Raw genomic sequence first — 23,138 nt, forward strand, 5'->3', positions numbered from 1 at the left:
GGTGAATCGATCACATAGATTGATCATTACTGGATCGACAGCGAGTCACGACACCACGGAGATGCCCCTGGTCCCGTCCTCGCCCACGTAGCTGATCGCCGCCCCGGTGCCGACCGCGCTCAGCTGCGCGTCGTGGCACCAGGCGGCGGGCACCTGCGTCCCGTCGGCGAGCTCGGTCGCGAACTCGATCTCGGCGACCTCGCCCCCGGCGATCTGGTAGAGGCGGCAGTCGGGCTTGTTCTGGTCGAGCGAGAGGTCGGCGGCGAGGATCGCCCGGTTGTCGGGGAGCACGACGCCCCAGCCGCGCGCGACCTCGGGGTCGAGCGGGGTGAAGCCCAGGCGCACCGACTTGCGGTAGAGCCGCTCGCCGGTGTCGGCGTCGTAGGCGATGACCCCGAGCCACGAGCCGGGCCGGTCCTTGGCGGTGTAGCACTCGATGATCTGGACGGTGCGCCGCTCGGCCACCGGGACCTGGGCCTTGGCCTCGCCCGCGGCGGCCACGCCGGTGGCCTGCTCGGCGGTCGGCTGCGACAGGTGCAGGGTGCCCCCGCAGGCCGAGGAGTTGGTGGACCCGAAGCTCTGGCCGCCCATGTGCCAGTGCTCCTCGCCGTTCTCGACCTGGAAGGCGATGAGCTGGTGCTCGAAGCGGCGGGCCGAGAACGGGCCGTCGGTGACGCGGTGCTCGACGCGGCTGTCGACGATCACGTCGCCGCCGGTCACCAGGAACGACTCGGGGACGACCTCGGCGCCGACCTCGATGGCCTGCTCCCACGCGGCCGCCCCGTCGTCGAGGTCGAAGGCCAGCACGTAGTCGCGGGCGACGGGGCGGTCGGGGGCCGGGACGCAGTCGGCGAGCATGAGCACACGCGAGGCGGCGATCTCGGCGGCGGTGCCCTCGCAGCCCGGCGGCATCTCGGCGTCCCACAACAGCTCGCCGTCGAAGTCGTAGGCGTGGAAGACCGAGGCCCTGGCCTCGGCGTAGAGCAGGCGGTCCTTGGCGAGCGCCAGGAGCGTGCCGGGGGAGCCGTCGAAGTCGGCGGTGGCGATCTCCTTGCCGTCGCGGGCCCTGAGCACCCGGGTCTGGAAGTCGGCGCCGTTGTCGGCGCGCGGGCCCGTGAGCGCCACCAGGTCCTGCGGGTGCGAGAGCACCGGGGCCTGGGAGGAGACCCAGTTCCAGCGGCGGTGGTACCAGATCGCGGCCCCCGAGGCCGGGTCGAGCATGGTGACCGCCTGCGGGGTCGGCTTGGCGGGGTGGTCGGTGCGCAGGAGCCCGTACGGGGTGTCGGTGAACCGCTCGACCCCGGCCAGGTCGGCGAGGCCGTCGAGCCCGGCCTCGGTGGCGACCGCGCCGACGCGCACGTCCTGGTTCGCCAGCTCGGCCCAGCGCGACATCGCCGGGGCGAGCGCCGCGGCGGCCATGAGCACGATCGCGGCGGCGAGCACGGCGACCTTGCGGCGCAACGCCTTCGGGGCGGGTTTGCGCCCGCCCGAGTAGCCTTCGACCACCAACTCGGACAGGGCGAGCAGGCCCCCGCCGACCACGCCGAAGCCGTAGGCGAGGACCGCGACCCCGGCGCGGTGGGTGATGAACTGGTCGGGCCCGGCCTCGGGCATCGAGGAGTACACGGCCCAGCCCGCGGCGGCGGCGAACACCGCGGCGAACAGGGCCCCGATGATCTTGCGCAGCCCCGCGTAGGTCACGGCGGTGGTGACGACGAGCGCGACCACGATCACCGAGGACACCGTGCCGATGATCATGTACGCGCCCGAGGAGCCGGTGGACGCTCCGGTGCCGAACGAGGCCCAGGTGAGCAGGACCGCCCAGCACACGAGCGCGGTGATCCCGGCGGCGCGCAGGAACACGCGCGCGACCGGCCTGGCCGAGCGCGACCCGTTCGGAGTCGCCTGGGACGCATCGCGGTGGTGACGGCCGGTGCCGGTGTGGGACATGCCCTCTTTCTACCGGCCAGCGGTCCCGGGAGCCGGGCTTTCGCGCAGATCGCGAGCGGGTTTCTCCCTTGAGGCCGGTCGGGACGCGAAGCGGCGGCGCGGCCGGTGCCGCGCCGCCGTCGAGTCTTCGGTCAGATGCCGCCGAGGATCGCCGAGGCCATCGGCGTGTAGTGCGGCGGCGCGCCGACCGGGCCCTTGCCGAAGTCGGACTTGTAGAGCACGACCTCGCCGGCCGTCCAACTCGGACCGTAGTAGCGGCGGAGGGTGAGCAGGTCCTGCGCGGCCTGCTGGTTGGTGACCCGGTCGCCCGGACGCGCGAGCGTCACATGGGGACGGTACTGCTTGAGGTCGACGGGCAGTCCGCCCTCGACCAATCCGGCCCGCAGGCGGTGCACGAGGCTCACCAGGGATTCGACCTCGCCGTCGAGCCCGGCGTAGACCACCGAGTAGCGGCCGCGGCCGAAGCGGCCGCCGCCGGAGACGCACAGCCGCATCGGGGCCGACTCGGCGGCCGCTTCGGTCATGATCGCGGCGGCCAGGGCGCAGCGGTCGGCGGGCACTTCGCCGAGAAAGGCCACGGTCAAGTGCCAGTTCGAGGAGCGGACGAGGCGTCCGGGGCCGGTGCGGCGGCCTGAGGAGCCGGGGCGGCTGGGCGCACCGCGGCGCGCGATGTTGAGGTCGGCGACCACTTCTGACAGATCCGCGACGGCGTTGTCGGGAAGCGGGAGCGCGGCGAAGAGGCGCTCGGTCCGCACCTGGGGAGCGGCCTGCACGGCCGCGGTGGCGGAAGCACTCACTGGATTACCTCCAGAGGCTCATTCGGGGTGAGTGACGCTGGCCTGCGGCGAGTGGTGTGTCGTCGCGGCGTGGTCGGGGGCTGTCACGATGTGACCTATCCTCGCAGCAACCGCTGTGATTCATTCAGTGAAATCCCAGGGAACGGGACAGTAATTTCGTGCACGTAACGCTCATGTTCGCTGCTGAGGCGACGGAGGCGCAGGAGGTTCCGGGCGCTTGGGGAGAAGCCGGGCGACCGGTGGTGGCCCTGAAGTGAACGCCGTTCAACCACTGGGAAACGACGGAAAACTGATGCCGCTGTGAATCGGGCGAATCGCCCCCGAGTCTTACGGCATGGCCTTGCCGGGCAGGACCATCGCGCGGCGGCGGATCTGCTCGCGCTTGGCCAGCGCCACCGCGACGGGCACGATGATCGCGATCAGGCCGCCGAGCCACAGGCCCGCGCGGGCCCCGTACAGCTCCATGAACCAGCCCACGATCGGCGCGAACACGGCGGTCGAACCGAGGAACACGAGCATGTACAGGCTCAGCACCCGGCCGCGGTAGTCGGCGCGGACGCCCATCTGGACGCGCTGGTTCGCGGCCTGAGCGTAGTAGACCATGGCGAACCCGGTGGGGGCCAGGAGGATCATCGCGCTCCACAGGCTCGGCGCGAAGCCGACCACGAGGGTGCCGACGCCCAGGAGGACCGAGGAGAGCAGCATCGTGTTCAGGCTCGGGCGGCCGGTGCGGCGCCCGGAGGCGAGCGACCCGGTGAGCGCGCCGACGGCGAGGGCGGTCAGCAGCAGGCCGTAGGAGTCGGCGCCGGTCTCGAACTCGGTGCGGGCGAGCATCGAGAGCGTCAGGGCGAAGTTGAAGGTGAAGCCCGAGACCAGGAGCGAGACCACCAGGACGGCGAGGATGTCGGGCCGGGCGGCGGTGTAGCGCAGGGCCGAGCGGACGCCGCCGGAGTCGGCGCGGCGGCGCACGGGGTTGGACAGCTCGCGGCGCAGGAGCACGGCGCACGCGAGCGCGGGGCCGAGGAAGATCGCCGCGCACGCCATGATCACGGTCCCGGTGGAGGTGAAGGCGATGAGCAGGCCCGCGAGGGCCGGGCCGGAGATGCGGCTGACGTTGAAGATGGCGCTGCCCAGGCCCACGGCGTTGGGGAGGGCCTCGGTGTCGACCAGTTCGGAGTAGAAGGCCTGGCGGGCCGGGCCCTCGATGACGGCCACGGAGCCGAAGGCGAACATGCCGACGTAGATCATCCACAGTTCGATGTGCCCGGTCAGGACCACCGCCCCGAGGGTGGCGGTGACGGCGGCCGAGCCGAGCGAGCACAAGAGGAGGATCCGGCGCTTGTCGAAGCGGTCGGCGATCTGGCCGCCTTGGAGGCCGAAGAGGAGGTAGGGCCCGAACTGGAGCGCGAGGGTCCACCCCAGGGCGGTCCCGGAGTTCCCGGAGAGTTCGAGCACGAGCCAGCTGACGGCGGTGGTCTGGAGCCAGAACGCGAGGGTGCCGACGAGCTGCCCGGCGGCGTAGACGCGAAAGCCGGGATAGGCGAGCGCACGGAAGGTGCGCTGCAACTGGGACACGATGACCGGGGACATTGCACCCAATGATATTTACTTACCGGTCGGCAAGCCAGTAACTATGACCGACTTCTCTCCCCCCGTTCCGAGGGTTGGGACGGCCCCTACGATTCGAACCCAGCCCTGTCGGACCCCCATGTCAGGGTTGTCGAACGGGGGCCCATCGCCCGCCCGGCAATGCGTGCTGCCCTCGAAACGATCACGGCGACCGATGTCGGACCCTTATGTCAGGGTTATTGCATCGGGGGCCCAGCGTTTTCCGTTTCGCGTAGCGCTGCCCTCATCACGGTCCGGACCGCGACGCGACTGCGGGGCGGGCCATTCGGCCCGCCCCGCAGTCGCGTTCGCTCTAGTCTTTTCCGGCTCCGCCGCTGAGCTAGTCTTTTCCGGCTCCGCCGAACAGCACATCATCCCAGCCCGGGAGCTGGTTGCGCGGCTTCGAGCCGGCCGCCGCCAAAGGCGGGGTGTTGTGGTCGTCTTCGGCCGCCGAGCGCTTCGCCGGGCGCAGGACCGCCAGCGAGGGGACCTCGGGAGTCTCGCGCTGCTCCTGCGAGGACGTGCCCGGCAGGCCCAGCTGCGAGGTGCGCTTGCCGCCGCGCTGGCCGTCGTCGAGCGGGCGTTCGAGGACCTCGCGGAGGCGGTCGCGCCGCAGCGGGTCGCCGCGGCCCTCGTCCTCGGATCCGCGCAGGCCGTGCAGCGGGTCGCGCGAAGGCCGGACCGGGTCGCCGGCGCGCACGCCGAGCTCAGAGACCGATTCCTTCGGCGCGGCCACCTGGACCGGCAGCGGCGTGGACAGGAACTGCGCCATCTCGTCGTCGGGCGTCACGGTCTGGCGGGCCCGGTCGAGCTTCCAGCGCGCCCGCGCGGTGGTCTTGCCCGAGGACCACGAGGCCTGGACCAGCCAGGACCCGTCCTCGGTGCGCCACGCGTCCCACGACACGGCCTCGGGGTCGACCCCGTGGGTGCCGAGCTTCACGTCGACCACATTGGACATGCGCTCGCCGCGCTCGGAGGTCGCCAGCCGCGAGCGGCGGGCGGCCTGGGCGAGCATCGCGCGCTCCTGGAGCACGGGACCGGCGTACCGGAGCACGCGGTCGACGGCCACTTGCGCGGAGGCGGCGATGTCCTCGGCGCTCTCGCCGGAGCGGATGCGGGTCTGGATGTCGCGCGGAGAGAGGCTGACGGGGGCGGGCCGCTGCGGCACCGGCCGCCGGGGCGCTTCGGGCTTGCCTTGCGCGCCTTCGTTCTTGGCGCGGAGGGCCTTGCCGTCCTCGGGGACGTCCACGACGGCGGCGACCCGCTCGTCGATGGGCAGCGCGAGCAGCCTCCCGAGTTCGTCGGCGAGCACCAGCGCATGACCGTCCTCAGAGAGGGCTACGAACCGTACCGGCCTCATGCCTTCCACCCCTCGCGTGTCTCGTCAGCACCGCAACGCCAGCTCATCCGAGCGTACGCCCAACCCTACCGGCGGACCACAACCGGCGGGGAGCCGATAAAGGATCGCCTTCCCCCGAAAGAGCGTTGCGAGGCCCGCGTACCGGTTCGGGTGACGCGACACCGCTTCATGTGGCCCTGACCGATTGTCGCGGGCACTGACGCAGCGTACATTGGCTGCGTGTCCACCGAAGGAACTTCTCAGCCTCCGGCCGCGTCCGGATCGACCCCGCGCGAGGCCTACCAGCGCGTGCGTCGCTCGCCCGAACTGCCCGCGCCCGACGCGGTCCAGATGCGGATGACGCCGATCGCGGCGGGCGGGACTCTGCTGTGGACGATCGCTCTTATCCTGACCCAGGTGTTCCGCGACGACCTCGACGCAACCGGCCGCGGCTGGTGGGCGACCTGCGCCCTGGCCGGGGTGGGGCTGGGGCTGCTGGGCACCGCGATGATGGCGGTGGCCGACAAGCGGCACTTCGGGAAGGCCGAGCGCTCGTTAGAGGAGCTCGGAGCCCTCGTCGTCGTAGACGATCTCGGACTTGTCCACGCCCTGCGGGGTGGTGTCGACGAATTCGCTGATCTGGGAGTGCGCGCCGCAGCCGTGGTCGGCGGAGACCACGCGGGCGTCCTCGGAGGAGTAGAGGTTCGCGCACGCGCCGAATGCCAGGCGCATCGAACCGGCCAGGGGCAGGAAGAACCCGCAGGTCCCGCAGCGGGCGGGCGCGGGGGCGGCCTCGGCGATGGGCGCGGTGGGGCCCCTGTCGCCGTCGTACCAGCGCTGCGCGGTCTCGGCGCGGCCCTCGCGGTTCATCACCCGTTCGCGGCCGAGGCCGAGCTCTGCGGCGATGTCCTCGACGGCGTCGTCGTCGGAGTACTGGTAGGCGGGCATGAGCCGGTCGTCGTCCTCGTCGGTGGGGAGGACTTCACCGGTGCCGACCTCGCCGCCGGTGAGGCGTTCGGACCACGGGACCCAGGCGGGGGAGCGGAGCGCGTCGGGGCCGGGCAGGAGCGCGGTCTCGGAGACGGTGGCGACGCGGGCGCGGGGCGCGCGGGTGAGCACGACGGCCCAGCGCCAGCCGCGGTAGCCCGCAAGGGTGCACTCGAAGTAGTGGGTGACGACCCGGTCGGTCTCGGCCTCGACCGTACGGTGCTCGCCGACCCCTTCGCCGGCCTCTTCGGCGGCCTCGCGGGCGAGGTCGACGGCATCGGCGAGGACGCGGTCCAGCTTCGGCTTGCGGGTCCGGGTCTTGGCGGCGGCGGTTGCGGTGGAGCTGTCAGGCACGCCCCCAAGCATAGGCCAGCTCGCGCCCCGAACCCGAGGACGGTGCACGCCCCGAAGAGCGGCATGCGCCACACTCCCGCTCCGGAGGGGCTGAAATGTCGTACCCCTCGGCGACGCTTGAAACCGGGGGCCCTTTCCCAGAGGTCGAAGCGGTGTTCGGGGTGCCCCGGAAACGAGGCGTCGCGAAGCGCGGCAACGGCGGCGCCGGGCGCCTTCATGGCACCGCCCTCGCGGCGTCGCCGGAAACGAAGCGCCGCGAACCCGAGCGCGCCCGCCGCGAAGCGCGGCGCGGGCGCGTTCGCGACACCGGCCTCTCGGCGTCGCCGTCGTCCCTAGCCACCCGGTAAGTTTGATGCCATGCGAATACTCGTCGTGTGCGCGGTGGCCGAGGAGGCGCAGGCCGTGGAGGCCGGGCGCTCGCTCCGGCATGAGCTTGACGTCCTGGTGTGCGGGGTCGGCCCCGCCGCCGCCGCCGCGCAGACCGCGCGGACCATCGCCCAGAACAGCCAGATGGGCCGCGCGTACGACGTGGTCATCAACGCCGGAATCTGCGGCGCGTTCGAAGGCCGCGCCAAGATCGGCGACGTCCTGATCGCCACCGACTCCGTGGCCGCCGAACTCGGCGTGGCGCTCCCGTGGCGCTTCCAGCCGCTCGACGAACTCGGCCTGGGCACCAACCGGATCGGCTGCAACACCGTCCTGACCGTCGCGGTCGAGGGCGTGCGCGGCGAGATCCTCACCCTCTCCTCGATCACCGGCTCCGACGGCCTGGCCGCCAACCTCGCCCACCGCTACCCCGACGCGGTCGGGGAGGCCATGGAGGGCTTCGGCGTGGCCACCGCCGCGCAGCAGGCGGGCCTGCCGTTCGCCGAGATCCGCACCGTCTCCAACTACATCGGCAACCGCGAGGTCGCCACCTGGGACTGGGGCTCGGCCCTCAAATCCCTCACCGCCGCGGTCAGGGAGCTGTGATGGCCCTCCACCTGGCGCACTCCCCGTGCCCCAACGACACGTTCATCTACCACGCCTGGACCTCAGGCCTGGTCGAAGGACCGGCGACGCGGCTGACGTTCGCCGACATCGACGTCACCAACTCCGCTTGCGCCCGAGGCGAATTCGACGTGGCGAAGGTCTCGTACGCGGCCCTGCCGCACCTCGGCGACGAATGGCGGCTGCTCCCGGCGGGCGGGGCGCTCGGGCGCGGGTGCGGGCCGCTGGTCCTCACCGGAGCGAAGGGCTTGAACGCGCTGGAAGGCGCGAAGATCGCCGTGCCTTCCGATCGCAGTACCGCGTACCTCCTGTTCAACCTGTGGCTGCGCGAGCTCGGCGGCCCCGAGGTGAGCGTGGAGGTCGTGCCGTTCGACCAGATCATGCCCGCCGTCCGGGAAGGCCGCTTCGACGCCGGGCTGGTCATCCACGAGGCCCGGTTCACCTACGGCGAGTACGGGCTCGACAAGCTCGTCGACCTCGGCGAATGGTGGGAGTCGAGCACCGGGGCGCCGATCCCGCTGGGCGCGATCGTGGCCAAGGCCCACCTCGACACCGAGGCGATCACGGCCGCGATCCGCGCCTCGCTCGACTACGCGTGGGCCAACCCCGAGGCCAGCAGGGACTACGTCGCCGCTCATGCGCAGGAGATGTCGCCCGACGTGTGCAGGCAGCACATCGAGCTGTACGTCAACGAGTTCTCGCGCGACCTCGGCGACGAGGGCCGCACCGCGATAGAGCGGCTGCTCGGCGGCGCGGCCGAGCTCGGGCTCGTACCCCAGCTGCGGCTCGCGATCCCTTAAGACGTAACGGATGGTCGCGCCATCGTTCAGGGGCGGCCACCCGATGTCAAGCTAGGCTTGAACGATCCATCAGTTCCGAGCGGCAGAGAAGTTCGAGGTTCAGCGGTGCCCAGTGGTCGAGTGAAATGGTTCGACGCCGAGAAGGGATTCGGATTCGTCTCCCGCGACGACGGCGGCAAGGACGTGTTCGTGCATCGCGACGCGCTGCCCGAAGGCGTCGAGGAGCTCGCCAAGGGCACGAAGGTCGAGTACAGCATCATCGACACCCGCCGCGGCGTCCAGGCGATGGGCCTCCACGTGCTCGCCGCGCCCCCGGCCGGACCGGCCGCGGCGGCCGAGACGCCCAAGCGCTCGCCAGAGGAGCTCAACAGCCTCCTCCAAGACCTCATCGGCGTGCTCGAACAGCAGGTCATGCCCCCGCTCTCGCGCGGGCGCAGGCCCGACCGCAAGACCGGGGCGAAGATCGCCGAGCTGCTGCGGGCCGTCGCGAGCGACCTCGAATAGCGCGCGCTGCGCGTTAGGTTTGGGGGCGTGACTACCCAGCCCCGCAATAGCGTCGACGCGCTGCTCGAACGGCTCGCCGCCCTACCCTCGCTCATGGTCGCGTTCTCCGGGGGCGCCGACTCGGCGTTCCTGCTGGCCGCGGCCGTGCGCGCGCTCGGGCCCGCACGGGTCGAGGCGGCCACGGCCCTCTCGCCGTCGCTGCCGCCCGCAGAGCTCGACCGGGCCCGCGCCTTCGCGGCCGACCTCGGGGTCGCCCACCACGCGCCGACCACCGATGAGCTTGCGCGCGAAGGCTACCGGGCCAACGCGGGGGACCGCTGCTTCTTCTGCAAGACCGAGCTCATGAGCGTCATCGGGCCGCTGGCCGCCGAGCGCGGCATCGCCGCGGTGGCCACCGGGACCAACGCCGACGACCTCGCGGCCGGGTTCCGGCCCGGCATCCGTGCGGCCGCGAACGCGGGCGCGCTCACGCCGCTGGCCGACGCGGGGTTGACGAAACCTGAGATCAGGGCGGCCTCGAAGGCCTGGGGACTGCCCACTTGGGACAAACCGGCGGCGGCGTGCCTGGCCAGTCGCATCGCGTACGGCGTGGAGGTCACCGCGGACGGGCTCCAGCGGGTCGCGAACGCCGAGGAGACCTTGCGGCGCGCGTTCGCGAAAGCGGCGATTCCAGTGCGCAACCTGCGGGTCCGCGACCTCGGGGGCGACGCGGCCCGCGTCGAGATCGACGCCGAACTGGTGGCCGCGGCGGCCGCGAAACCCGAAGTGCTCGCAAGCGTCGAAGGCTTCGCTCAGGTGGACCTCGACGAGAGGGGCTTCCGCTCGGGCTCGATGAACGAGCTCCTGGCGGACCCGGAACGGTACCGGTGAGTGCCCGGTGGGGCCAGCGGCGATCGTCAGTGGAGGATGAGTCCGACGGCCCCACCGGGTCCATAACCCCTCGGGAACCCCTCATTCCCCGAGGCCCCCACCGTGGGCCACGAGGCTGAGCGCGCCCTGTGCCGAACCTGGCAATTCCCTGATACACGGGTGTTCGACCCATAACGGGCGGTGCATACCCATAACGGTCCTCAATCGACACCTTTCGGCACGTGACGCCAGGCACCCAAGATCGGCTCCGGGGCCGCGAGAGGGGCAGATACACTCCCGGTCATGAGTGACTCGAACCTGGCCAAGCGCGAAGCCGACCGCCCCACCCGCAACCGCACCGTCAAGCCCGGGCACCTGGAGATCGGCGAGTTCACCTCCGGGATCATCGGGGCCTCCTCGCCGTTCGGCACGTCCGCGTTCCCGCTGCCGGCCCGCACGGTCTACTTCGAGCACACCGGGCCGGTGCCCACCCGCATCCTCGAAGACGAGCGCGACTGACGCAAGTTCTTGCGAAGGGCCTTCCGCTTCGGCGGAGGGCCCTTTCGCGTTGCACGCCTGGTCGCGCACCGTCGCAATGGATTATCAGAATGTTGTAAGGAAATTTCAGAAGTGGTATGTTCTTGCGCACACGGGGTGCGCGGGCTTACACGCGCGCCTCGAACCCCCCGATCGACCCGGAGGTTGAAGCGCAATGCCGCGTACCGCCCGAATCGCGGCGGGAGTGCTGGTCACGGCCCTCGCACTCACCGCCTGCACCAGCCCGCCACCGGATGACGGCTCGTGGACCGGCGAGCCGACCGACAAGCAGCTCGCCGCGCTCGCCGCGACCCCGACCGGCGACGCCGAGCAGTTCTACTTCGTGATGACCGACCGCTTCGCCGACGGCGACCCGGCCAACAACACCGGCGGGCTGGAAGGCGACGCCCTGACCACCGGCTACGACCCCACGCAGCGGATGTTCTACCAGGGCGGCGACCTCGCCGGGGTCGAGCAGCGCCTCGACTACATCGAAGGCCTCGGCACCACCGCGATCTGGCTGACCCCCGTCGTGGTCAACCAGCCCGTGCAGGTCTCCGAGACCTGGACCGGGGCGGGCTACCACGGCTACTGGGGCACCGACTTCACCGCCGTCGACCCCCACCTGGGCTCGGACGCCGAACTCCAGAGCCTCATCGGTGCCGCGCACGACCGCGGCATCGAGATCTACCTCGACATCGTCGTCAACCACACCGCCGACGTGATCGAGTACGCCGAGGGCGCGAACACGTACGTGTCCAAGAAGGACGCCCCGTATACCGACGCCGAGGGCCGCCCGTTCGAGGACGCGAACTACGCCGAATCCGACGCCTTCCCCGAGGTCACCGCCGACTCCTCGGCGTACACGCCGGTCCTGGAGGCGGGCGAGGAGACCCTCAAGTCCCCCGACTGGCTCAACGACCCGACCATGTACCACAACCGGGGCGACTCGACCTACAGCGGCGAGTCGAACACCTACGGCGACTTCTCCGGCCTCGACGACGTGTGGACCGAGCGGCCCGAGGTCGTGGACGGCTGGATCGACGTCTACGCCGACTGGATCGCCGATTCCGGGGTGGACGGGTTTCGCATCGACACCGTCAAGCACGTGAACCTGGAGTTCTGGCCGCAATTCCTTGCGGGCGTTCGCGAAGCGGCCGAGGCGAAGGGCATCGACTTCTTCGCGTTCGGCGAGGTCTACTCCGGGGACCCGGGCTACACCAGCACCTTCGTGCGCCAAGGCGAGCTCGACGCGGTGCTCGACTTCGGGTTCCACGGCGCGGCCACCGGCTTCACCACCGGGAGTTCCTCGGCGCAGGGCCTGGCCACGCTGTACGCCTCGGACCCGCTGTTCACCTCGGGCGGCACCGACGCTCTGGCGATGCCGACGTTCGTGTCCAACCACGACATCGGCCGCGTCGGCCGCACCATCGCCGAGACCACCGATGAGGACACCTGGACCGACCGCGCGATCCTCGCGCACGAGCTCATGTTCCTCACCCGCGGCCAGCCGGTCGTCTACTACGGCGACGAGCAGGGCTTCACCGGCGAGGGCGGCGACGACTACGCGCGCCAGTCCATGTTCGCCTCGCAGGTCGCGGAGTACCTCGACGACGACCTCATCGGCACCGACGCGACCCACGCCGAGGACAACTTCGACACCTCCCACCCGATCTACGAGGCGATCGCCGAGCTCGGGCAGCTGCGCAAGGACCACCCGGCGCTCGCGAACGGCGCCCAGGTGACCCGCTCGGCCGAGGACGGCGTGTTCGCGTTCTCCCGCGTCGAGTCCGCCGAGGGCGTGGAGTACCTGGTGGCGGTCTCGAACGCGACCGTCGAGCAGACCGTCGAGGTCGAGACCTATTCGAACTCCTTCAGCGCGGTCTACGGCGACGGCTCGATCGAGGCCTCGGGCGGTTCGGCGAGCATCACCGTGCCGCCGCTGTCGGCCGTGGTCTTCCGCGCCGACGCGAAGGTGAAGACCGGGAGCGCCCCGAAGATCACGCTCACCACCGCCGAAGAGTCCGCGACCACGGCTTACGTGAACGCCGAGGTGAGCGGCGACCCGCTCGCGCGGGTCGCGTTCGCGGCGTCCGTGGACGGGGGCGAGTGGACCTACATCGGGACCTCCCCGGGCCCCGACCACCGGATCGCCTACGACCTGGCCGGGCTGCGCGGCGACCAGAGCGTCGAGTTCAAGGCCGTGGTCGTCGACCGCAAGGGCCGCACGGCTTCGGCGAAGACCGCCACGGCCGTGGCGACTCCCGACCAGGCGGGCGGTTCGCTGGCCTGGGCAAACGTCCACTACGACGGCGACCCCGAGCAGTGGGGCCTGTACGCGTGGGGCGACGTGGCCGAGGAGTCGGTGACCACCTGGCCGGAATCGAACCGGTTCTCCGGTGAGGACTCGTACGGGTCCTTCGCGCCGATCAAGCTCGCCGAGGGCGCGAGCTCGGTCGGGTACCTGGTGATCGACGCCGAAGGCAACAAGGACCACGAGGCCGACCGGACCTTCGACCCGAGCCGGGCCCCCGAGATCTGGCTCAGCGCCGGGACCGGGGACGTGGCGCATTCGCTGGCCGAGGCCAACGGGCACGTCACCGTCCACGCCCCAGATGAGGGCACCGATTGGGGCCTGCACCTGTGGGGCGACGCGCTCGCCGAAGGCGCGGCCACCGAATGGGACTCCCCGCGCGCGCCCGACGGGACCGACGCGTGGGGCCTGTACTGGCAGGTCCCCGTGGGCGACGTGGACGCCGAACTCGGCGCGATCGTCCACTCAGGAGACACGAAGCTCCATGAGGGCGACCTGCTCCTCACCCCGTCGAAGCTGGGCGAGACCTGGGTGACCGCGGCCGGGGCGCACGCCTCGCAGGCCGCGGCCGAGGGCAAGGCCGTGATCCACTACCAGCGCCCCGACGGCGACCTCGACGGCTGGACCCTGCACACCTGGGAGGGCGCGGCCGACCCCACGGATTGGAACGCCGGGCTCGAGCCGGTGCGCACCGACGCGTACGGGCTCGTGTTCGAAGTGGAGCTGACCGAGGACGCCGAGGCGCTCTCGTACATCCTCCACCGCGGCGACGAGAAGGACCTGCCCACCGACCAGCGGCTCGACTTCGCCGAATACGGCCAGGAGGTGTGGCTGCGGGCCGCGACCGAGGGCTACGTGCGCCCGGCCGGGGCCTCGGCCTCGCGGGGCGCGGACCTCGACCTGGGCAAGGAGCAGGCGATCTGGCTCGACGCCGACACGATCGCCCTCGACGTCGATTCGACCGACGGGAAGGTCTTCGAGCTGCTCGCCAGCGCGGACGGCTCGATCCGCATCGAGGACGGCGCCGTGGCCGGGGACTTCACCACGATCGGTCTGACGCCGGTCGGTGGTCTCACCGAGGAGCAGCGGCGCGCGTATCCGCAGTACTGGGGTTATCGGGCGTTCGCGGTGGACGCGGACGGCGAAGGGGTGCGGGAGGCCCTGCGCGGGCAGCTCGTGGCCGTCGAGCGCGATCACGCGGGCGCGGTCTGGTACGCGACGGGCGTGCAGGCCTCGGGCGCGATCGACGACGTGTATTCGGAGGCGCTGGGCGCGGATCTGGGCGTCACGTGGCGCGGTTCGGTGCCGGAGGTGGCGTTGTGGGCGCCCACGGCGCGTTCGGTGGCGTTGGAGCTGTTCGACTCGCCGCAGGACGATTCGCCTGCGGTGCAGGCGATGTCGTTCTCGGAGCGCACGGGCGTGTGGTCGGTCGAGGGCGGTGAGGACTGGGACTGGAAGTTCTATCGGTTCGCGGTCGAGGTGTGGCATCCGGCCTCGCAGGCGGTGGAGTCGTATTCGGTGACCGACCCGTATTCGGTGTCTCTGGCGGCCGATTCGACGCACAGCCAGATCGTGGACCTGGACGACGCCGACTTGAAGCCGGAGGGTTGGGACGCTGAGGTGCCGCCCGCGGAGGTGGATCCGGCCGAGGCGCAGGTGTGGGAGTTGCACGTGCGGGACTTCTCGATCGCCGACTTGTCGGTCGACGAGGGTCTGCGCGGCACCTATGCGGCGTTCGGCCAGGAGGACTCGGTGGCGGTGCAGCATTTGGAGGAGCTGGCCGGGGCCGGGTTGACGCATGTGCACTTGCTGCCGACGTTCGACATCGCGTCGATCCCCGAGACCGGGCAGGCCGAGGTCGCGTGCGACATGGACCTGATGGCGGCGAACTCGACCGAGCAGCAGGAGTGCGTGGGCGCGGTGCGGGCCGATGACGCCTACAACTGGGGTTACGACCCGTTGCACTTCAACACCCCGGAGGGGTCGTATGCGACCGATCCGGATGGGGCGCAGCGGATCCTGGAGTATCGGGAGATGGTTGCCTCGCTGCATGCGATGGGGCTGCGGGTGGTGAACGACGTGGTGTACAACCACACTGCCGCGTCGGGGACCGCCGAGAAGTCCGTGCTGGACCGGATCGTGCCGGGGTATTACCACCGCCTGGATGCGGACGGTGAGGTGTACAACTCGACGTGCTGCGCGAACACGGCCACCGAGGCGCCGATGTTCGACAAGTTCATCGTGGAGTCGGCGGTGCTGTGGCAGGACGCGTACCACGTGGACGGTCTGCGGTTCGATCTGATGGGGCACCACCCGAAGTCGAACCTGCTGGCGGTCCAGGCCGCGATGGACGAGGACGTGCTCTTGTACGGGGAGGGCTGGGACTTCGGCGAGGTCGCCGGGGATGCCCTGTTCGAGCAGGCCACGCAGGTGAACATGGCCGGGACGGGCATCGGGACGTTCAACGACCGGATGCGGGACGCGGTGCGCGGCGGCGGGCCGTTCGACGAGGATCCCACCACGCAGGGGTTCGGTTCGGGCCTGTGGACCGACGACAATGCGGGTGATCCGACCGAGGCGGACCTGGCGGCGCTGCTGCACGCGCAGGATCTGACCAAGCTGGGCTTGGTGGGGAACCTCGCGGACTACACGTTCACCGCCTCGGACGGTTCGACGGTGACCGGCCGGGACCTGGACTACAACGGGTCCGCGGCGGGGTACACCGATCAGCCGGGCGAGGCGGTGAACTATGTGGACGCGCACGACAACGAGATCCTGTTCGACGCCTTGGCGTACAAGCTGGGTGAAGTGTCCAGTGAGGACAGGGCGCGGATGCAGGTGCTGAGCATGGCCACGGCGGTGCTCAGCCAGGGCACCGGGTTCTCCACGGCCGGTTCGGAACTGCTGCGGTCGAAGTCGCTGGACCGGGACTCGTACGACTCGGGGGACTGGTTCAACGCGATCCGCTGGGACTGCACCGGGACTCAAGGGTTCGGGCCCTCCAGCAACGGGTTCGACGCGGGGCTGCCCCCGGCGTGGACCTCGCAGGAGAAGTGGCCGTACGCCGAGGCCGCGATCGCGGCGGTCGACGCTCCCTCGTGCGAGGACATCGCTCTGGCGCAGGGCCGGTACCTGGAGCTGCTGGAGGTCGCCTCGTCGACTTCGGCGTTCAGCCTCGGGGACGCCGGGGAGGTGGCCGAGCGGGTCTCGTTCCCGCTCGCCGAGCCGGGCGTGATCGCGATGCGGATCGACCTGAGCGGCCTGGGCGAGGAGTTCGAGGCGGTCACGGTCGTCTTCAACGCTTCGCCGGAGGGATCGGGCACGGTGGTGGCCGAAGCGGCCGGTTCGGGCGCTTCGCTGCATCCGGCGCTGGCCGATTCGGTGGATCCGCTGGTGGCCGAGGCGGCGTTCGAGGACGCGAGCGGCACCTTCTGGGTGCCGGGGCGCACGGTGGCGGTGTTCGTGTCCTGATACGCCGGAGTGCGATCGATCGCTCACGGTTTCGGCATTGACAGGCCGTGAATACTGGGGATCAGTATCGGATCCCTGAAACCGGGGCGGGTGCGGCACCCGTCCCGGTTTAGCGTCTTCACTTAATCCGAACGGTCCGCGCGTTGGCGTTGCCGGATACGATCGGATCATGACGTACCCCCCGCAAGATCCCGGCACGGCCGGCGGTGACCCCTACATGCAGTCGCAGCCGGGCGCGCAGCCCCCTGCGGGAGGCTATGCCCCGGGCTCGGTCGGGCCCGCGTACCCGACCTCGCAGCAGCCCGCGTACGGGCAGCAGCCGTACGACCCGACGCAGGCGTACGCCCAGCCCGGCTACGGGCAGCAGAGTCCGAGCTACGCGCCGCAGTACGGCCAGTACGGGCCGCCGCCGGTGCAGCCGCAGAAGTCCGGCGGCGGCACCGCGGTCCTGGTGGTCGTGGTGGTCCTGCTCATGGCCGTGGGCGGGGTGGCGGGGTTCTTCCTGCTCGGCGGCGACCGCGACGAGGGGAACCTGGGGGCCTCGGACGATTCGTCCCAGTCCCAGGAGAGCACCCCTGAGGGCGACGACGGCGGCGAGACCGGCGAGGACGAGCCTCCGGCGCCCTCAGGCACGCACCTGACGGTGAACTCGCTGGGCGCGGTCACGCCGATCCCGGGCCCGGAGTGGCAGTACGCGAGCGGGCCGGGCGCGATGTACGGGCCGATGGTCGACTCCGAGGTGTACCAGATCCAGCACACCGAATGGTGGATCTCGTTCTTCGGCACGGGCGTCTACTCGGGCGCGGCCGCGGTGTACGACCCGGCGAACCTCAACGCGAGCGCCGAGAGCGCGGCGGCGGTGTGGCTCGACGGCGCGTTCGACTCGGTCGAGGGCTACGTGCAGGGCGAGATCACCTACACCGAGGTCGAGGTCGACGGCCGCCCCGGCGTGCTCGCCGAGTGGCGCAACTCCTGGACCTCGGCGGGCGAGTACTCCCCCGACCTGTACGAGGACACCGCGATGCTCATCGTCGACGTCGACGGCGTGAACGCGTTCCTGGGCATCGCGAGCGTCTCAGAGTCCGCAGTGACCTCTTACCAACCGGCGGTCGACGCACTGCTGGCAACGGTCTTCGACACCGAAACTGCCTGAGCGGCAAGGATTCGCGAAGGGACCGCTCCTGCGGGGCGGTCCCTTCGCCGTTCCCCGAGCCCGAGGGGGGTGCCTGAGCGCGGGCTCGTCCCATTCGGGGTTCAGGCGGCAGCGACAAAAGGGTGGGGGAGTGTCGCGGGCTGTTTGTCGAGGCCGGGCCGGTTTGGGCCTGGGTTCGGGCGGCAGCGACGAAGGAGTGAGGGAGTGCTGCGGGTTGTTTGTCGGGGCCGGGCCCGTTCGGTTCGAGGTTAGGGCTGGCAGCGACGGAAGCTGGTGGAGGGCGGCGCGGCTTGGGTTGCCGTGGCCTGGCCGGTGTGGGTTTGTCCCGCCGTGGCGGTGCCGGTGGCGGCGGTGTGGGCGGTCGTGGCGGTGGACATGGCGGAATCTCCGGTCGCGTCTCCCCGGTGGGAGGCCGTGCCGGACACGCTGATGGTCGTGGTCTGCTGCATCGCTGTTCACCCCCTTCGCCTTCCTGCCTGTGGGCCCCTCGCCCGGTGGCGGTTTCACTGGTGGCCTTCGGGTTTCGATCCCGGGCCATGCCGCTTCGGGCCTTGACCCTTTCGGTCTTAGCCCATACTGTGTCGGCCCTCGGCCTTTCGGCTTCGCGCCCACACTTCCTCGGGCCCTGTGCCTCCCGGCGCTGGCCCATGCTGCTGCGACGCTTCGCCTTTCGGCTTTGCGCCCATCCTGCTTCGGGCCTTGACCTTTCGGTACCCAGCCCATGCTTCCTCAGGCCCTGACCTTTCGGTGTCGAGCCCGTGCCGTGCCAGACCCCGCCCGGTGCCCGTGCATGAGGGCACGGTCGCAGGAGCGGTGCCTGTCTTACCGTCTTACGGTCTTGCGGTGGTGCTGTCTTGCGGTGCCAGACGTTCCTTGCGTTGTCTGGGGCAGGCTTGCCGTGGTTGTGCCCGATGTGTGGGTCGAGCCAGCAGCCTGTTTTCTGTGCCTCGTTCAGGACACTCGCAATCCGGCTCGAGGTGATCCCGGCCGAACGTCTCCTACACCCCCAAGTCCGCTTTTCGAGGCGCGACCCGATGTAGAACCCGATAGCACAAACAGGACTGACAACAGCAACGAAGTCGACATCATGCACGGAGTACACGCCGGCCAGAGGCTTGTCTCAGTCTGCTTACACCTCGTGCCACCTGCACTAATGTCATATCCCTGTGCGTACCTCAATGATCCCATGTGACACACCGACCGTCATCACCCACACGACTAGAAGACCCTCACGTTCGACCCCGAACCCCAAGCGCCCCAACCACATCCACACCCGACCCCCACCCACCGACCCCGCCCATCCACTCATCCCGTTGTCGCCGCCGCCTTTGACTTTCACCCACAACAAACCCAAGGCCGCCAACCGACCCCGCCGGGCCGCCGCCTCTTCGTCGCTGCCGCCTTTGACTTTCCCCACCACCAACCCTGAAGCTGGAAAGGGTGGGTCACCTGGCGGAGAGTTTGGTTCGTACTCGGTCGAGTTCGCGCAGGGCTCCGAGTTCGATGTAGACGCGTTCGGCCTCGCGCCATTCGGCGCACGCCGCCGCGCCGTCGCCTCTCGTCCACAGGACGTCGCCCACGAGTTCGCGCACGTACGCCGCCGACGGCTCGTGCTCGGCGCCGGAGAACACCGAGCGGGCCCGCTCGTAGTGCGCGAGCGCGCCGTCGAAGTCCTTCTCCAGGTGGGCGATGAGCCCGAACCCCATGTGCGCGTGGCCGGTTCCGCTGGGGAACCCGGCCGCCTCGGCGGCCCGGGCGATCCGCTCGAAACAGGCCCGGGCCTCGTCGGCGAGTCCGACCCGCGCGGCGTGCCAGCCGATCGCCCACAGTGAACGGTGCTCCCAGAACCAGTCGCCGGCCTCGGTGAAATGCCGGTGCGCCATGCGGGCCGCGTCGAGGGCGTCCTGCTCGCGGTCGAGGCGCGCCGCTTCGACACAAAGTCCGAAGTAGACGAACCCGCTCGCCCAGGGCTCGCGGTACTCCTCGCTCAGCGCGATCGCGCGCCGCAGTTGCGCCCCCGCCTCGTCCACGTCACCGAGCAGCGTCATCGCCGCCGCCAGGTAGCCGTGGGAGACGATGCGCCCGAACACGTCCCCGGCCCGCTCGGCCGCCTCCAGCGCCGCGGCCTGCGCCTCGCGCAGCTCCCGGCCCAGGCCGTGGGAGATCATGAACTCGGCCAGGCACCACGCCAGCTGCCAGGTCCGGGTGCCCTCGCCGGGGGTCGACTCGCGCTTCATCAGTCCGATGAGGACCTCGTATTCGGTGGCGAACCAGGCCGCGGCCTCTTTGGCGTCGCCGATCGGTTCCAGCGCCACACCCGCGGCGGGCTCACCGAGATCGACGCCGCCGCCGTGGAGGGTGAGCAGTTCGTCGGCCAGGTGCGTCGAGTGCAGGAAGTAGGCCACGAGCCGCTGGTCTGCGGCCTCGCGGAGCTCGGCGGCGACCTCGGCGTTCAGGCGTTCTTTCGCGTAGGCGCGCAACAGGTCGTGCATCGAGTAGCGGCCTTCGCGGAGCTGGTCGACCAGGTGGACCCCGGTGAGTTCGACGAGCGCGGCCTCGGCGTCCTCTGTGGAGGCGCCCATGAGGCTGGCCATCGCTGGCACCGTCAGGTCGGTGCCCGGGTGCAGCCCGAACATCCGGAACGCCTGCGCCGCACGGGTGCCGAGTTCCTGGTAGGAGCACGCGAACACCGAGCGCGGGTCGGAGGCGAGGTCTGAGGAGGTGAGCACCCGGAACACGTTCGTGGTCGACTCCAGGCGGGCCGCCAACGCCGCCAACGAGAACCCCGGATGCGCGGCGGCCCACGCCCCGATGAGCGTGAGCGCCAACGGGAGCCGCCCGCACGAGGCCACGATCCGCTTGACCGGCTTCTCCTCCTCCAGGGCCCGCTGCATCCCGATGCGGCGCACCAGGAGCGCCCAGGCGTCGGCCTCGGAGAGCAGTTCGAGGGCGATCGAGTCGGCGCCTTCGGTGGCGTCGAGCCCGGCGAGGCGGTCGCGGCTGGTGACCAGCGTGAAGCTCCCGGGGGCCACCGGCAGCAGCGGGCGCACTTGCGCCGCGTCCCTGGCGTTGTCGAGGACGACCAGGATGCGCCGCTGCGCGAGTACGGTGCGGTACAGGCCGATCCGCTCGTTCAGGCCCGCCGGGACGCGGTGCGGCTCCACACCGAGCGCGGCGAGCACCTCGCCGATGACGGCCGCGGCGTCGGTGCCCGCGGCGAGCGGGTCGAAGCCGCGCAGGTTCACGTACAGCTGCCCGTCGGGGAAGCGGTGCGCGACCCGGTGGGCCCAGCGGACCGCCAGCGCGGTCTTGCCGACCCCGCCCATGCCGGTGATGACGGCGAGCCCGGCCTCGCCTTCGGAGGTCTCCAGGAAGCCGTCGAGGAGCCGGATCTCCCTCTCGCGGCCGGTGAAGCGGGAGTTCGCCCTCGGCAGCATCGCGGGGACGCGCCTCGGCGCGGGCGCGGCGGGGGCCTCGGGCGGGGGCGGGGACTCGTCGCGCAGGATCCCGGTGTGGACGTCGGTGATCTCGCGGTTGGGGTCGGCGCCGAGCTTCTCGGCGAGGCGGGTCTTGAGGGCCTCGAACGCGGCGAGCGCGTCGGCGGTGCGCCCGGCGGCGTGCAGGGCCCGCATGAGCAGGGCGGTGAAGCGCTGGCGGGTGTCGTGGACGGCCACGATCTGGCCGAGTTCCTCGACGACCTCGGCGTGGCGGCCCAGTTCGAGGTCGAGGGCGATGCGTCGCTCCAGGAGGGTGAGGCGGTGCTCGTCGTAGCGGCGGCGCACGGCCTCCACGGTGGGCCCGGCCTGGTCGGCGAGCGCGGGGCCGCGCCATTCGGCGAGGGCCCGGCGGAGCGCGGCGGCGGCCTCGCCGAGGCGGCCTTCGGCCTTGAGGCGGCGCGACTCGTCGTCGTCCGCCTTGCAGCGCAACGTGTCGAGCTCGGCGGTGTCGATGCGGAACCGGTAGGCGCGGCCGACGGTCTCGACGCGGTCGCGCAGGGCCCCGAGCTTGCGGCGCAGGACCCCGATGGTGTTCTGGACCTGGGTCTCGGGGTCTTGGGGGACGTCGAGGCCGTAGACGGCGCGGACGATGCTCTCCAGGGGGACCACGTTGTTCGCGTCGTCGAGGAGGATCGCCAGGACGGTGGCGGTGTTCCCGCGGGGTACGGCCACGCTCGCGCCGTCGATCCGGACCTCCAGGGGGCCGAGCAACCGCACGTCGAGGGTAGGCATGTTCGTCCGCCTTCGCGTCAAGGGACCGCCGGGCGGACGGGCCGGGTCGCGGCCGTCGGGTGCCGGGCCGGCTCCAAGTTACCGGGGGGTTCGATTGTCCCACAGGGCTTCGCCGGGCGTCGATCCCGAAGCATGACCGATCGGTGACCGATCCGTGAGCGTCCGGGGCAGGATCGTCGGCCAAGGGGTGCGCGAACGCCTCCTGGAGGGGGCGGCCCGCAGCCGCCGCGGAGCGGAAGGAACACCGATGCAGCGGATCGAGATCCCCGAGGACTACGACGCCCGCCTGACCGAGGGCCGGCGGGCGGCCGCGAGTCTGCCCGCGGGGCCGGTGCGCGACGCGGTCGAGCGGGCCCTGGACCAGGCCCCGACGCGTGAGCGCTTCGAGCAGGCCGAGGCCCTCGCGGCCGAGGCCGCCGAGCTGACCGAGGACCTCCAGTCCGCCGAGTTCGACGGCACCGACGCCGACCGCGTCGCCTGGCTGCGCATCGACCTCACCGGTCGCCTGCGCTCGCTCGCCCTGAGCCCCACGATCGACCGCCTGAGCAACCGCGCGGTGGCCGAGGCGATCGAGGCGGCCTGGACGGCGGCAGAGGCGGCCCGCTCCGAGCGCGTCCTCGACCTGGAAAAGCGCCACCCGGCGATCCTGGCCGCGCGGGTCCCCGACCCGAGGGGGGACGAGATCCGCGACCTCATCGCCAGGAGCTCGCACGAGCGGTTCGAGCACATGACCGAGGACGAGCTGTGCGCCGCGGAGGTCGACTTGGAGGGGCGGCTCACCGGGTTCCGGTTCCTGGTCCCCAACGCCACTTTGGACACTGAATGCGAGGCGCTGGCGGCACTGGCGGCGGCCACGGTCCAGGCGGCGCAGGGGAAGGCGGGCGAGCGGTTGTCGGCACTGCTGGAGCGGTACTTCGCTTGAGACTCAGGCGATCTGGACTGGGAAGAGGTCGGTCGACTCGATGACGCGGTCGCGCTCTGCGGCGCGCGCGGCCCGGCGCGGGTCGGTCATATAGGAGTCGAGGGCGGCCTGCCCGGTGAAGCGGTACACGTGGATCTCGTGCGGCCGCCCGTCGGCGCCGTCCCCGACGACACGGGAGACGAGTGCTCCGCCGTGCTCGGGAATCAGGGCGAGAACCTCGTCCTCGTAGGCGCGCATGTCGGCTTCGAGGCCGGGACGGGCCCGCAGCGTGCAGCACAGTTCGATGGTCGAATCAGACATGCGCCCAAGTATCACTCGCCAACCCGAACCCGGC

Annotated in this window: 16 protein-coding genes and 1 pseudogene; 9 read left to right on the plus strand and 8 right to left on the minus strand. The window is 71.1% G+C overall.

Features of this window, described 5'->3' with window-relative positions:
• Positions 1-45: 45 nt before the first annotated feature.
• From AB0B28_RS05095 to sepH, 4 genes are all read right to left on the minus strand, one after another.
• On the minus strand, positions 46-1,950 hold the full coding sequence (locus tag AB0B28_RS05095; RefSeq protein ID WP_360116705.1) for a PQQ-binding-like beta-propeller repeat protein: 1,905 nt from the start codon (positions 1,948-1,950) through the stop codon (positions 46-48).
• A 131-nt stretch (positions 1,951-2,081) separates the two neighbouring features.
• Positions 2,082-2,747: an RNA 2',3'-cyclic phosphodiesterase gene (gene thpR / locus AB0B28_RS05100; RefSeq protein WP_360116708.1), complete on the minus strand. Its 666-nt coding sequence runs from the start codon at positions 2,745-2,747 to the stop codon at positions 2,082-2,084.
• A gap of 327 nt (positions 2,748-3,074) precedes the next feature.
• Complete coding sequence (locus AB0B28_RS05105; RefSeq protein WP_360116711.1) at positions 3,075-4,337, minus strand: MFS transporter; 1,263 nt, start codon at positions 4,335-4,337, stop codon at positions 3,075-3,077.
• Between the two features lie 358 nt (positions 4,338-4,695).
• On the minus strand, positions 4,696-5,715 hold the full coding sequence (sepH, locus tag AB0B28_RS05110) for a septation protein SepH (RefSeq protein ID WP_360116714.1): 1,020 nt from the start codon (positions 5,713-5,715) through the stop codon (positions 4,696-4,698).
• 288 nt (positions 5,716-6,003) lie between these two features.
• Between sepH and AB0B28_RS05115 the strand changes: the two are divergent.
• A pseudogene (locus AB0B28_RS05115) lies at positions 6,004-6,201 on the plus strand (DUF2530 domain-containing protein); the annotation flags it as partial.
• A 48-nt stretch (positions 6,202-6,249) separates the two neighbouring features.
• Here AB0B28_RS05115 and AB0B28_RS05120 read toward each other — a convergent pair.
• A complete protein-coding gene (locus AB0B28_RS05120) occupies positions 6,250-7,035 on the minus strand; it encodes a DUF3027 domain-containing protein (protein ID WP_360116717.1) in 786 nt (261 codons plus the stop codon).
• 357 nt (positions 7,036-7,392) lie between these two features.
• On the opposite strand from AB0B28_RS05120, the gene mqnB reads away from it, so the two are divergent.
• The 7 genes from mqnB to AB0B28_RS05155 all read left to right on the plus strand — a co-directional run bounded on the left by mqnB (position 7,393) and on the right by AB0B28_RS05155 (position 17,653).
• The gene (gene mqnB, locus AB0B28_RS05125; RefSeq protein ID WP_360116720.1) at positions 7,393-8,007 is read left to right on the plus strand and encodes a futalosine hydrolase; all 615 of its coding nucleotides are present in this window, start codon (positions 7,393-7,395) and stop codon (positions 8,005-8,007) included.
• Positions 8,007-8,825 (plus strand): 1,4-dihydroxy-6-naphthoate synthase, encoded by an 819-nt coding sequence (locus AB0B28_RS05130; RefSeq protein ID WP_360116723.1) that lies wholly within the window; start codon positions 8,007-8,009, stop codon positions 8,823-8,825. Before mqnB ends, AB0B28_RS05130 begins: the two co-directional genes overlap by 1 nt.
• Positions 8,826-8,930: 105 nt before the next feature.
• Entirely contained in the window at positions 8,931-9,329 is a 399-nt protein-coding gene (locus tag AB0B28_RS05135; RefSeq protein ID WP_360116726.1) for a cold shock domain-containing protein, read from the plus strand.
• A gap of 27 nt (positions 9,330-9,356) precedes the next feature.
• Positions 9,357-10,199 (plus strand): ATP-dependent sacrificial sulfur transferase LarE, encoded by an 843-nt coding sequence (larE, locus tag AB0B28_RS05140; RefSeq protein ID WP_360116729.1) that lies wholly within the window; start codon positions 9,357-9,359, stop codon positions 10,197-10,199.
• Positions 10,200-10,481: 282 nt separating this feature from the next.
• A complete protein-coding gene (locus AB0B28_RS05145) occupies positions 10,482-10,697 on the plus strand; it encodes a hypothetical protein (RefSeq protein WP_360116732.1) in 216 nt (71 codons plus the stop codon).
• 193 nt (positions 10,698-10,890) lie between these two features.
• A complete protein-coding gene (gene pulA / locus AB0B28_RS05150) occupies positions 10,891-16,500 on the plus strand; it encodes a pullulanase-type alpha-1,6-glucosidase (RefSeq protein WP_360116735.1) in 5,610 nt (1,869 codons plus the stop codon).
• Between the two features lie 169 nt (positions 16,501-16,669).
• Complete coding sequence (locus AB0B28_RS05155) at positions 16,670-17,653, plus strand: hypothetical protein (RefSeq protein WP_360116738.1); 984 nt, start codon at positions 16,670-16,672, stop codon at positions 17,651-17,653.
• Between the two features lie 248 nt (positions 17,654-17,901).
• On the opposite strand, the gene AB0B28_RS05160 is transcribed toward AB0B28_RS05155, so the two are convergent.
• Complete coding sequence (locus AB0B28_RS05160) at positions 17,902-18,102, minus strand: hypothetical protein (RefSeq protein WP_360116741.1); 201 nt, start codon at positions 18,100-18,102, stop codon at positions 17,902-17,904.
• A gap of 996 nt (positions 18,103-19,098) precedes the next feature.
• On the minus strand, positions 19,099-21,882 hold the full coding sequence (locus AB0B28_RS05165; protein ID WP_360116744.1) for a BTAD domain-containing putative transcriptional regulator: 2,784 nt from the start codon (positions 21,880-21,882) through the stop codon (positions 19,099-19,101).
• A gap of 247 nt (positions 21,883-22,129) precedes the next feature.
• Between AB0B28_RS05165 and AB0B28_RS05170 the strand changes: the two genes are divergently transcribed.
• On the plus strand, positions 22,130-22,804 hold the full coding sequence (locus AB0B28_RS05170) for a hypothetical protein (protein ID WP_360116747.1): 675 nt from the start codon (positions 22,130-22,132) through the stop codon (positions 22,802-22,804).
• Between the two features lie 3 nt (positions 22,805-22,807).
• Here the strand turns inward: AB0B28_RS05170 and AB0B28_RS05175 are convergent, their stop codons facing one another.
• Complete coding sequence (locus AB0B28_RS05175; RefSeq protein ID WP_360116750.1) at positions 22,808-23,104, minus strand: hypothetical protein; 297 nt, start codon at positions 23,102-23,104, stop codon at positions 22,808-22,810.
• Positions 23,105-23,138 lie beyond the last annotated feature (34 nt).

Source organism: Glycomyces sp. NPDC046736 (assembly GCF_040645615.1).
Taxonomy (GTDB): domain Bacteria; phylum Actinomycetota; class Actinomycetes; order Mycobacteriales; family Micromonosporaceae; genus Glycomyces.